Annotated in this window: 5 protein-coding genes; all 5 read right to left on the bottom strand. The window is 60.5% G+C overall.

Annotation, left to right across the window (positions count from 1 at the left end):
- Window positions 1–21: 21 nt before the first annotated feature.
- The 5 genes from B9Z41_RS13840 to B9Z41_RS13860 all read right to left on the bottom strand — a co-directional run bounded on the left by B9Z41_RS13840 (window position 22) and on the right by B9Z41_RS13860 (window position 12,570).
- A complete protein-coding gene (locus B9Z41_RS13840; RefSeq protein ID WP_100147661.1) occupies window positions 22–1,191 on the bottom strand; it encodes an amidohydrolase family protein in 1,170 nt (389 codons plus the stop codon).
- A gap of 64 nt (window positions 1,192–1,255) precedes the next feature.
- The gene (gene recD, locus B9Z41_RS13845; RefSeq protein ID WP_158236186.1) at window positions 1,256–3,145 is read right to left on the bottom strand and encodes an exodeoxyribonuclease V subunit alpha; all 1,890 of its coding nucleotides are present in this window, start codon (window positions 3,143–3,145) and stop codon (window positions 1,256–1,258) included.
- On the bottom strand, window positions 3,142–6,747 hold the full coding sequence (recB, locus tag B9Z41_RS13850; RefSeq protein ID WP_100147663.1) for an exodeoxyribonuclease V subunit beta: 3,606 nt from the start codon (window positions 6,745–6,747) through the stop codon (window positions 3,142–3,144). Before recB ends, recD begins: the two co-directional genes overlap by 4 nt.
- Window positions 6,744–10,316, bottom strand: a complete 3,573-nt coding sequence (recC, locus tag B9Z41_RS13855) for an exodeoxyribonuclease V subunit gamma (RefSeq protein WP_158236187.1) — start codon at window positions 10,314–10,316, stop codon at window positions 6,744–6,746. Before recC ends, recB begins: the two co-directional genes overlap by 4 nt.
- Window positions 10,317–10,572: 256 nt before the next feature.
- Window positions 10,573–12,570 (bottom strand): tetratricopeptide repeat protein, encoded by a 1,998-nt coding sequence (locus B9Z41_RS13860; protein ID WP_158236188.1) that lies wholly within the window; start codon window positions 12,568–12,570, stop codon window positions 10,573–10,575.
- Window positions 12,571–12,864: the final 294 nt, after the last annotated feature.

Here is a 12,864-nt window from a genome sequence, read left to right on the forward strand (position 1 = left end):
GCTTGATGCTCAGGCGATGTGTCAGAAGTTGGGAATGTTCAACACCTGCGCGGCGGTGCGGCCCAAGATGGCCACCTTGTCTTGGTTCGACAAAGGCGTGGCCAGCACGTGTTCGACCGGGGCTTCGTTCCAGGGAATGGGCTGGTCGGTGCCCACCATCACTTGGCTGGCCCCCACTTGGGCCACCAAGTGGCGCAAGGCCTCGGGGGTGAACACCAGCGAGTCGAAGTACATCTGGTTGAGGTACTCGGTGGGTTTTTTCTTCAGCGCCACGCTGGGGTCGCAGTTGCTGGGCGACACAAAGCAGCTGTGGTCCATGCGCGGTGCGTACGAACCCAAGAAGCCGCCGCCATGGGCCGACAGAATTTTGAGCTTGGGAAATTTGTCCAAAGTGCCATCAAAAATCAAATGCTGCAAGGCGATGGTGGTGTCCAGCGGGTTGCCAATGGTGTTGCCCAACCAGCCGTTGCCTTTGAAGCGCTTGGCCAATTCAGGCGTGCTTTGCGGGTGGATGAACAGCACCGCACCCAGCGCTTCGGCCTTGGCCCACACCGGGTCGAACTTGGGGTTGGAAAACTCCATGCCTTGCACATTGGCCTGAATGGCGGCACCTCGAAACCCTGGTATTTTCATGACCGCTTCCAGCTGCTGCACTGCCAACTCGGGGTGTTGCAGCGCAATCGACGCAAAGGCCGAAAAGCGCGTGGGGTGTGCCGCGCACAGCTTGGCCAAGTTGTCGTTGTTGATGCGGCAAATCTCTTGGGCCAGGGCTGCGTCTTTGCCGTACCAAAACACATTGCTCGAGAGCACCTGCATGTCCACCCCCATGGCGTCCATGCTGTCGAGGCGTACTTGCACCGCCTCTTTGTCGGTCACCGGGATGTAGTGCTGTGGCCCGCCCTTGACGGCACCGTTCACACTCACGCCCTTGCCAGCCAGCGCCACGGCTTCGGGGAAGAAGCAATGGGCATGCACGTCGATCACGCGCACACGTTGGCCGTCGATCACCACGGGCGCATGCTTGCTGCCCATCTTGGGGTGGCGGTAGTTCAAGGCGGGCTGGTTGCCCCAGTCGTTGTTGTCGGGGCCTGCGGGCGCACCTTGGGCCAAGGCGTTGTCGAGCAGGCTGCACGAGCAAAACGTGATGCCCGAAAAGACGGTGTTTTTGAGGAAGTTGCGGCGTGTGTTCATGGGCTGGATCTGACCATGCGCCCACGCTTGAATTTGGGGGTATTTTCCCTAGCGCTGTGTGGCCCTAGTCGGCCAAGCCCCCGCTGCGCAACACGCGCCGTGCGCACGCGTCCCACAGCACTTGGGTGTTGGGTGCCCAGAGGGTGAGCCTGGTGCGTGCGCGGGTGAGGCCGGTGTAGACCAACTCGCGCGAGAGCACCGGCACGTCTTGCGCTGGCAGCACCAACAACACGTGCTCAAACTCCGAGCCTTGCGATTTGTGCACGGTCATGGCAAACACGGTGTCCACGGCGTCCAGCCGCGATGGGGCTACCCAGCGCACCGCGCCTGTGGGGTGCGCGCTTAGAGGCGTAGCCTGGCTGCCATCACGGGCTGTGCCCACAAACGCCACCCGCAACACCCCGTCAGGCCCGGGCAGGCACAGGCCCACGTCGCCGTTCATCAGGCCCAGCGCATAGTCGTTGCGCGTCACCATCACCGGGCGACCGGCGTACCAGGGTTGTGTACCTTGGCCCAGACCCAGCGCACGCTCAATCTGGGCATTGAGTTGCGTCACACCCAAGGGGCCGTCGCGCACCGCGCACAGCACGCAAAACTTCGCCAGTTGGTGCAACAGCGCCAAAGCTTGTGCGTCGCTGCACGCATGGCCGTCACGGTGCGGAGCCAACAAGGCCAGCCATTCACGCCAGCCGTGGCGCAGTGCGCCGCCCAGTCGCGGGTCTGCGGCGTGGGGCAGTTGCAAGCGGGTCACGTCGTGTGTGCTGTCTGCTGCCTCCACCCAGTCGGGTGCGGCGTGCCACAGGGCTTGCAGCTGGGTGCGGTTGTGGGTGTCGTCGCTGTTGACGGCACGTGCCCACTGGCCAATGCCGCTGTGGGCGTCAAAGCGGTGGCTGTGGGTGAGCGTGACCGTGAGGTCGCGCAACAGGGGGCCGGTGCACAGCTGCGACATCACCGCACCGGCTTCCACCGAGGCCAATTGGTCTTTGTCACCCAGCAAGATCAAGCGCGCATGCAGCGGCACGGCCTTGAGCAAGCGCGCCATCATTTCCAAATCGACCATCGACGCTTCGTCCACCACCACCACATCGGTGGCCAGTTGGTGTTCGCGGGTGTCGTTGCTGGGTGTGCCGTGCAGTTGCAGCAAGCGGTGCAAGGTGTACGCCTGGGGCGAGATCAGGTCACGTACCGCCTCAGGCATCTTGCCCAAGGCTTGGGTGATCGACTCGGTCAAACGCGCCGCTGCTTTGCCGGTGGGTGCTGCCAGGTGAATGCGCAGCGGCTGCCCAGGCGCGGCCGCGCCCACCAAGGTGCTGAGCAAGCGCACCACGGTGGTGGTTTTGCCCGTGCCCGGGCCGCCGGTGATGAGGGTGATGCGGTGGGTGGCTGCTACCTCGCAGGCACGCCGTTGCATGTCGGCGTGTGTCGGGTCCGCTGGCGCCGGGAACAAGGCATCCAGGCGTTGTGGCAAATCGGCGGGCGCGGCGGTGGGCGTCAAGCGTGCGCTGAGTTGCTGGCGAATGGTTTGTTCGGCTGCCCAGGCGCGGCGCAGGTAGAGCTTGCCTTGCGGGTGCGCGGGCGTGCAGTGCAGCACCAAAGGCTGGCTGCCGCTGGGGGCGTCAAACAAGTCCGGGGTGTGGGCGTTGGCGCTGGGCTGGATCACTTCAGCCCAGGGCAGCGAGGCAGCGGCGGCGTGCAGCGTGTCGGGCAGTGCGGCAGCTTGCTCGTTGGACCAGCCCAGCAACTGCGCGGCTTGGCTGCGCAAGAGCCCCAAGTCCAGGCACGCATGGCCTCGGCTCCATTGGTGGCTGGTGAGTGCCGCCAGCCACAGATGGCGTGGGTCGTCGCTGGCTTGCTTGCTTTGCAGCAAGTTGGCAAGTGCCAAGTCCAGCCCACTCAAGGGCGTGCGTGCGGCATGGGGCCAGGGCGGCTGCAACAGATCATGCAAGCGCTTCATGCTGCACCTCCCGCAAACGCGGCGTCCAGGGCTTCCACCAAAGCGCGGGGTGGGCGTTGCACATGCACACCGGCACCGGGCTGCTCGATGCCGCGCAAAAACAGGTACACCGCGCCACCCATGTGCAGGTCGTAGTCGTAGTCGGGCAAGCGCACTTTCAGCAAGCGGTGCAGGGCCAGGGTGTAGAGCACGTACTGCACGTCGTAGCGTTTGTGCAGCACCGCGTCTTGCAGCGATGCGCTGGTGTAGTCGACCAGCTTGTTGGATTTGTAGTCCACCACCCAGTAGCGCCCGTCGTGCGCCACCACCAAGTCCATGAAGCCAGTCAACATGCCTTGCAGCATGCGCGCTTGCAGTGCGGGGCGCGGCACGCCGGGCAGCAGGTGTTGGCCAATCAGCTGGTCCAGCGTGGCCGCAGACACGCCGTGCGCTTCGAAGCTGAACTCCATCTCGGCCCATAAAGCCTCGCGTGGCAACTGGCTCAGCACCAAGTCGGCCCCCAGGTTTTGCAGCGGCAGCGGGGTGTTGAGCAAGGCGGTGATCCACGGCGGCAACAGCGCTTGGGCGGCATCGTCCAATTGCAGCCAACGCGCTTTGCGTGCCAGCAAGCTGTGCCACTCGGCGTGTGCCCATGCCGGGGCCTCGTCACGCGCGGCGGGCCATTGGTGGAGGGACTGCCACTCCAGCAAGTCGTGCAGCAAGGTGCCGTAGCTCGCACCGGCCGGAAAGCTCTGCCAGCGGCTGGCGAGCGTGTGATCGGATGTGCTGTCCGATGCGTCGCTGTCGCTGGTGTCGGCATCGGTGATGGCATCGGCCACGGCCTCGTCGCGCAGCGAGTCAGAACTCAAGCCCCGCGTGAGCGTGCTGAAGCTGGCGGTCCACCACAGGCTTTGGTGTTGGCGTTGTGGCGTGCGTGCCGCTTGGTGTTGCGTGGTCTGCACCGGTGGCTGGTAGGTCAGCTGCTGCAAGGCGGGCAACGGGGCCACGGCGATGTCGCTGCATGTGGCCCACAGCGCGTGCAACTGCGTTTGCAAATCACCGCGTTCGCGGCGATGGAGCAGGCGCGACAAGGCGCTGCGCTTGAGCGTGCCTTTGGCGGCGTCGCCCGAGAGGTCGCGTGCGGTCTCGGCCACGCCCAGCCACAGCGCACGCTGGGCGCGTGTCAGCGCCACATACAGCAGGCGCATGTCTTCGTCGGTGGACGAGGGGGTGTCGCTGGCGCTGTCGGTGTCTTCGCCATCTGGCGCGGTGCTGGTCGTGGTGGTTTTTTCAACCGCAAAACTGCCTGCGAAGGGCACAAACACCAGTGGGTACTGCAAGCCTTTGCTCTTGTGGTACGTGATGACTTGCACGCACTGCGCATCGGTTTCTAAGCGCATGGCGTGGGCGTCGCTGCTTTCGCTGGGTTGCTGAATTTGCTGACCCAGGTGGCGCACCAGCGCGTGTTCGCCTTGCAGGCTTTGTGCGGCATGTTGCAGCAGCTCGCCCAGGTGCAACAGGTTGCTCAGGCGGCGCTCGCCGTCGTGCCCTCGCACCAGGCGCTGGGCACGCTCACCGCTGTGCAGCCACTGGTGCAGCATGGGCAACACACCGTGTTGTTGCCACAGGTGTTGCCAGTGGTGGAACTGGTCGAGCAGGGCTTCCCATTGGGTCTCGTCTTGGGTGATGGCCAGCACCTCATCGAGCGACAAGGCCCACAGGGGGCTGCCCAAGGCCGCGCGCACCCAGCGGGTTTGGCGCGGTGACGCCACGGCGCGCAACAAGCGCCACAGGTCCAGCGCTTCGGGGCTTTCAAACACACTGGCATGGTCCGACAGGTACACGCTGGCCACACCGCGCTGGCGCAAGGCATCACGCACGGCGTCGGCCTGCGACTGGCTGCGCACCAGCACCGCCATGTCGCCTGGCGTGGCCACGCGCTGGTTGAGCAGCAGCGCCATCTGATCGGCAAACACCGCCGCCATGTGGTGCAGGTGGTCGCCGGCTTTGACCACGGGTTCGTCACCCTGCATCTGCCACACGGTGAGGCCGGGTTGCAAGCGGCCGTTGCCCAGTGGCAGCGCGGCCACGTCACCCTCGGGCGTGACCTCGACAAATGCGATGTCGCTGGCCCCTGCGTTGCTGCTGGCGTGCTCCGGCGAAAACGGCGCATCGATCTGTGTGAACACATGGTTGACGGCACGCACCAGGCCTGCGCTGGAGCGCCGGTTGCCACTCAGGGTGTGCAGAGCGTCTGGGTTGTGCGCCAGGGCCTGGTCACGCGCCTGCAAGTAGGTGCTGAGGTCGGCCCCGCGAAAACTGTAGATGGCCTGTTTGGGGTCGCCAATCATCACCAGGGCGTTATCGGCTGTGACAGTTGTAAGGTCGTAAATACGGTGCAGGCTGCCGTACTGCCACGGGTCGGTGTCTTGGAATTCATCCACCAAAGCCACCGGGTACTGCGTGCGAATGGCCTCGGCCAAACGACCGTCTTCGGCCATCACGGCGCGGTAGAGGTTTTGCAGCAGGTCCGAAAAGTCAAACGCCGCGCGCTGTGTTTTGGCGGCTTGGTAGGCCAAGCCCACGGCGTGTGCCGCGTGTTGGGTGATGCGCGCGCCTGTGTCGGGTGCCTCGGCAACCAGCGCCACATGCGCATCAAGCGCGGCAAAAAATGCAAAGCGCTCGGGCTCTGGCCAGCCTTTGTCTTGCAAGGCGCTGAGGGTGAAGCGTGCCAGGGTGTCGGGCTTGAGTGGGGCAGATTGCTCAGCCCAGGCTTGCAGGCCCTCCAACCACTTGGCGTAATTTTTTTCTGAAGCCCCTTTGAGGCGTTTGGCTTGCAGGGCTTGCAGCACCTCGGGCGTCCAGGCCTGGCGTGCGGCCTGAGCCGTGGCTTGGCACTGTGTGAGCCACTGCATGTGGGCGGCAATGGCTTGGCTGGGCGTGAACGCGGGGTCTTGGGGCACGCGGGGTGTGCGGTCTTGTTCACGCCACACCAGTTGCAGTTTGCTCAGCAAGTCGTCGGGCGAGCGCCCGATGCTGGGCTGCACCTGTTGCAGCACCTTGGCAGCTTGTGGGTAAAACCAAGTGCGCCAATAGTCTTGCACCAGCTGGCGTTGCAGGGCTTGCGCGTTGTCCAGGCGAGTTTGCTCAAACAGGTGGCGGCTGTCGAGCGCGTGTTGGCTCAGCATGCGGCGCGACCAGCCGTGGATGGTGTAGATCGCGGCGTCGTCCATCCAATCGGCCGCAGCACTCAGCTGCAAGGCGCAGCGCGGCCAAAGCGTGGCGTCATAGCTGTCGCGTAGCTCGGTCAAAAAGGTGTCGGCCTCAAAGCCTTGCGGCAGCGCGCGCTGTTGTGCACTGCTGTCAAACAGCACGGCCGCGTCGTGCAAGCGTTGGCGAATGCGCTCACGCAATTCGGCGGTGGCCGCTTCGGTGAAGGTCATCACCAAAATCTGCGGTGGCAACAAGCCAGCATGGGGCTCGCCATCCACGCCTTGACGGCCATGGCCCAGCACCAGGCGCAGGTAGAGCGCGGCCAGCGTCCAGGTTTTGCCCGTGCCGGCGCTGGCTTCAATCACCTGGCGCCCACTCAGGGGCAGGGTGAGCGGCTGCAACTCGGTCATGGCGTGTCCTCGCTGTGCGCGGCATCGCCGCTGGGCAGCAACACCGCCGCATCAACCATGGGACCATACAAGCGCTCGGCCCAGTCGGGCAGGTGTGGGGCCAGATCGTCAAAGTGGTTGAACACGCGCTGCAAGGTGGTGGACTCGGGGTATTCGCCACTTTGCATGTGCCCGCCTTCAAACGTGCTGCGCGCCGCCTGCAAGGGCTGGGGGTCTTGGTTGCGTTGGGCGTTGAGCCACGCACACGCGGTTTTGCGCGCCACGGGCAAGGGCGCTTGCCAGGCCTGTGCGTAGGCGTCCATCAGCTTGTGCAACTGCGCTTTGGCCTTGTCAGCCGAGAGGGGGTTGAACTGCACCCAGCCGTCCAAGCCCACTTGCGCGCTGGTGGTGGGCGTGCCGCTGGCGCAGGCCACCAGGTGTTGCAGCCACACCTCGGTGAGGGTTTCGGCACGCGGGCGTTGGCTGTCGGTTTTTCGCTTGCCTTGCAGCACCGAGCCTGGCCGCACATCCACTTGCAACCAGGCGTTGCGCTGGGCATTGGTTTTCCAGAGCTGTGGCTCGGGCTGCCATTCGGCGTGCAGGCGGATGTCACCGCCCGCGAGCGTGAACGACAGGTCCAGCGACTGCGCAGGCAGGTCGTGCGGCCAGTCGGCCAAGCGGGGGGCCAAACGCGCCCACAAGGCCTCGCGTTGTTGGCGCAGCAGCGCTTGTTGCGCTTGGCCGAAACCCGCCAGCGCCAAGGTGCCACTGCCCTGCAATTGCTGCAAGGCACGCTCGGGGTCGTGGGCGCGGGCCAGGGTTTGGCTGAGCAAGTAGGTGTCCAGGCCATCCAGTGCAAACGGCTCTTCTTCGGGAGCGGCTTCGTCGGGTGTGTCCAACTGCACCCGCAGGCGTTCGCGCACAAACACGTCCACGGGTTGGCGCAGCAGGCGGGCCAGTTGGCGCAGGTGGATGTCGGTGGGGATCTCGGTCGCGGCGGGCGCTGCGGTGTGTGTGGCAGGTGCGGCTGCATCGGCTGCGTGTGCCTGTTGCCATTCGGTGGCGTAGGTGACCCAGCCGCTGTCGGCTTGAAAGTAGCTGGGCGAAAAAGCGTGCAGCGGTTGCAAGGGTGCTTCAAATGCGGCGTGCGGTGATGGGGCTGCGTCCGTGGCCAAGGTCCAGCTCACGTTGAGGTAGTCCATCAACTGCGCCACCAGCACCGACGGGGGTTGGTCTTGGTGGTCGGTGGCGCGCTTGCCTTGCCAGCTGATGTACAGGCGCTGGCGTGCAGACAGGAGGGCTTCTAAAAACAAATAACGGTCGTCTTCGCGGCGTGAGCGGTCGCCTGCGCGCCACAGCTGTGCCTGGCCCATCAGGTCGAAGTCACGCGGGGTTTGGCTGCGTGGGTAGTCGCCATCGTTCATGCCCAGCAAACACACCACCTGAAACGGGATGGAGCGCATGGGCATGAGCGTGGCGAACTGCACGCCACCGCCAAAAAAGCGCCGGTGCATGGCCGGTTGTTGCAACTGGCCCAGCCAGTGCTCGCGCACCACCACCAAGGGCAGGGGGGCGTCCAAGCGTGCCAGTTGGCATTCGGCCAGCCATGTTTCCAGTGGCGCCATCACGCGCTCTAGCAAGCGCACCTCGGCGTCGCTGCTGGCCTTGAAAAACTGCGCCACCAGGGTTTGCAGCAGCGTCACCCATTGCTCGGGCGTGTGCGCCTGGCGCAACTGGTTCAAGGCCCATTCGATGCCGCGCAACCATTGCAGCAGACCATCCACCACACGCGTGTCCAGGCCACCCACACCGGCCATCGGCCAAGTGTCTTGCCAGGCGGGCGTGTGCGCCGCGTGGGCATCGGGCGTGCCCATGGCGTAGCCCAGCAACAAGCGCTGCACACCAAACAACCAGCTGTTTTGCGCCGCATCGGGCAAGTCGGCATCCATGCCCCAGGTCTGCCGGTGTGGGGCGTCCAGGCCCCAGCGCACCCCGGCTTGTTGCAGCCAGTCGTCGAGTTGCGCCACATCGGTTTCGTCCAAACCAAAGCGCGCACGCACGGCGGCCACTTCAAACAGGCTCATCCACTCCACGCGGGTGATGCGCAATTGCGGCAGTTGCAGCAACACATCGAGTGCTTGCACCAGCGGTTCGGTGCGCGGCGTGGTGTCGGCCACGGAATAGGGAATGTGGCGTGGTGTGTGCGCCGCAAAGCGCCCAAACACCGCGTGGATGTGGGGTGCAAACGCGGCCATGTCGGGCACCATCACCATGATGTCGCCCGGTTGCAACTGTGGCTGTGCATCGAGCCAGGCCAAGATGCGGTCGTGCAGCACCTCGACTTCGCGTTGTGCCGAATGGGTTTGCACAAACGTCACGCTCTGGTCGCCGGGCGGCAGTGGCTCAGGCGTGGTGGGCGCAGGGTTGAGGTTGAGCAGGTCGGACTGCAAGCGCTCCAACACGGTGGCGGGGCGCTGCTGTTCGTGCGCTGTGGTGACCGGGTCGACAAACACATCGATGCGCTGAAACTGGTGGCGGTAACGCGCCACATCGTCAAAGCCATCGAGCAGGTGCAGGTAGTCGCGCCCGTGCTTGCCCCAGGCGGCCAGCAAGGGGTTGCTGTCGGTGTGCAACTGGTATTGCTCGGCGGGCGTGAAGCTGTCGCTGGGCAAGGGCAGGTGGGGTTTGTGTGCTTGTCTGTGTTGGCTCCAAGTTGCCAAAGGCCGACGGCTTTCCACCACATGGCCCCAAAAATACTGACACGGGTTTTGCACCAGCATCAACACTTGACACACCCGTCCCAAGGCCGCCAGGGCCTGCACGGTTTGCATGGGCAATGAGGTGACGCCAAACACCACCAGGCGCTGGGGCACACCCGCTGGGCGCACGCCGTCGGGCAGTTGTTGCAGCGCTTTGACAAACGCCTCGTGCACGTCGGCGCGCGAGCGAAAGCGCTGGTCTGCGGGGGTGTCGTGGGCCAGGTCTTGCAGCAAGTCGCGCCACAGCGCAGGCTGCCATTGCTGTGCGTCGGGCACGGCGATGGGCGTGCCGTGGGCGGTGTTCAAACGGTCGCGTGTGGCAGCCCAGTCGTCGAGCCAGTCGGCGCGGTAGTTTTGGTAGCCGTCCAGCACGTCGGCCAGTTGCAGCGCGAGTTGGTAGGCGCGGCGGCCATAGGGCGCTTCTTGGGGTGCTTCTTCTGGGTCGTTGTGGCTGGACGGCTCCAGGTACTGGGCCAGTGGGCGAAACACCGGTTGCGTCAACAAGTCGGGCAAGCGGCGCATCAAACGCCACACCAGGGGTGACTTGTCGAGCGGCATGTGTGCGGGCACCACGTCTTGGCCCAGCACCGCCCGGTACATCTGCCATAGCTGGGCCGAGGGCAACTCAATGTGCGTGGCGGCACAAATACCCAAGGCGTTGTCGCGCGCCAAGGCCAGCTCCAGCCAGTGCTTCATGCCGTTGCTTTGCACCAGCAACACCTCGGGCGCGAGCGGCGGCAAGGGGTTGTTCTGGATGAACTGCACCATCACATCGCGCAGGCCTTCCAACTGGTTGCTGTGCAGCACCATGAAGCCGGTGGGGTGGGGCATGGCGTGTTTATTTCTTTCCGTAGGTGGCATCGTGATCGGGCTGGATCAAGAGCACCCGCAGAAAATTGCCGTCACGAAAGCCGACGCCTCGTGTCGATTTGCTGACACGAAATGTGTCAAGTTGAACTCGGTTTGCGTTTGACGACATGGAGTGTTGCGCGGATAAGGTATTTTCGGCTCAAGCCGACATCTTTCACCCAACGTATTTTTACAGCAAGAATTCATGCGTCTTTGTGAAATTTGGTCGTGGCGACGATTAAATTGAACCTTGGGGCTGAATGTAAATATGATCTGGTGCCAAATCGGCCTGATAACGCTCATACATTGCTGTGTATGCAGATTCAATGTGCTTGCAAAAACGTGGCGTATCAAATAAAGCCGTTGTGAGTCTATTGCGTTCAAGCTTGTGTTTGATTGCTTTAAGCTTGGTCGGGTGTGTTGCCAAATCAATTGCCATAGCTTCAAATTGTTCTTGAGTGCTGGTAATTAACTCTGGCAACTCAATCGCATTGAGCAAACTCGCCGAGACTCGACTGGCAAAACTCTCACCCATGCATGTCAAGACTGGCAGGCCGGCCCATAAGGCATCGCTTGCTGTTGTGTGAGCATTGCAAGGAAATGTGTCAATAAATAAGTCTGCTGCCTTGTGTCGTGCCAGATGTTCTGGCAGTTTCATTCTTTTAGCAAAAATTAATCTATTCGGGTCAAGTCCCCTATGGCTTGCCTCTTTACGTAAGTTGATCCCAGCGCTGTGATTGCTTTCCAGTAACCACAAAACACTACCTTCGACAGCATTTAGGATTCTTATCCAACCATCAAATGTGTCAGGGGTTATTTTGTAGTTGTTATTGAAACAACAAAATACAAAACTATCTTTAGGCAACCCTAACTCGTGCCTGGTCATTGTCTTATCCGAAATAACTCTATGCCTGTCATTAACTTGGTAGCTATCAGGAAGATAAACGATTTTTTCTGAATAGAATTTTTGATTTTTTATAGGTATAAGCGTTGGATCAGCGATCAAATAATCAATATAGTCTGCCGCCATCGTGCCCGGATATCCGATGTAGTTGACCTGTATTGGGGCGGCACGGTAAGCAAAAATTCCTGTTCTGCAGCCGTGGGTAAAACCTTTCAGGTCAATGGCGATATCTATGCCCATGCCCCTTGACATGGATGCAATCTCTTTATCTGTTTTGTGATCTACGCGAATGAAACTATCGAAAGCCGCAGAAACTCTTTGCTGCATTTCATCTTGTTCATTAGGCCCAAAAGAAAAACCTATTAATTCAAATTTGGCCCTGTTGTGCAGCTCAAACAATTCGGCCATCAAATAAGATGTTGCATGATTAAAGAAATCTGCTGAGTAATAGCCAATGCGTATTTTTTCTTTGCATTTTAATTTACCTATGGCACCGAGCGATGAATTAGGCGGATGCTTGTCGTTAACCCAAATTTCTGAAGCTTTGTAATGCATTGGCAATGAATCAATTAACGCAAGTACCGGGAAGCTTGGCGACGATCGTTTATTTTTTCTTAAATTCTCAATCAATTTAAATACATTAGATTGAAAATCTTCCCAGTCACATGTAATCATTTTTAAATGTAAAAGTGTCCCAAAAGAATATTCAAAATCTGGTTTTAAATTAACTCCTATTTCGTAACTATCCAACGCCTCATTCATGCGACGAACTTCTTTGAGTACAGAACCCCGGCTGAAATAAGCCTCAGCATAGTCTGGCTTGATACTGATTGCTTTGTTGTAGCTGTCCAAGGCAGCGTCCCATTGCTTCAATTCAGTCAATGCCAGTGCACGGTTAAAGTAGGCCGCAGCATAGTCGGGTTTAATGGCTATCGCTGTGTTACTTGAGACTATCGCCTCTTGATATTTCCCAATATCTCGTTGACTTTTACTCTTATTGTTCAATGCGCTAAAGTTCTTGGGGTTGAGCCTCAAGCAATCATCGTATGCCTTAATCGCTTGCTCCTTTCTATTCGCTGCGTCTAGCGCAAGGCCTAAGTTGTAATAAGCATCTGTTGCGTTCTTTTTTTCTTTAAGTGCAGAAGATATGAGATTGACGGCAGCATCACTGTTTCCCAAACTCATTTCGACTACACCAAGAAGATGCAAAGCATCAAAGTGCCTTGGATTCGCTTTGAGTACAGCCTCATAAAGTACCTTGGACTGCGCCAATTTGCCTTGTTGGTGCAAGGCAAGTCCTTGCGTAAATTGCTTGTCAATCTCAACACTCATAAAGATCCTCAGGGCGCTTGGTGAGCAGGTTTGCCATGTCATTTTCAATATTTATTTTTGAGAAAATTTCACTCCGTAATAGAGTTCTCTTGATCCTCTCCAACACTGATCTCCAACTCCGTTCATCGTCTTGCCGATACAACTTGACAGATCCATACCAAGGGCTGTGAATCGCCCCGCATTTCGAGGAGGCCAGTTGGTTTAAGTTAACGCCTTAGCGTTGGTCTTCTCAGCGAGTTGCCGATAGTAGTTGGTCTCAGCCTCGGCAGGTGGAATATACCCAATACGCTCCAG

This window comes from Limnohabitans sp. JirII-31 (assembly GCF_002778315.1).
Classification (GTDB): domain Bacteria; phylum Pseudomonadota; class Gammaproteobacteria; order Burkholderiales; family Burkholderiaceae_C; genus Limnohabitans.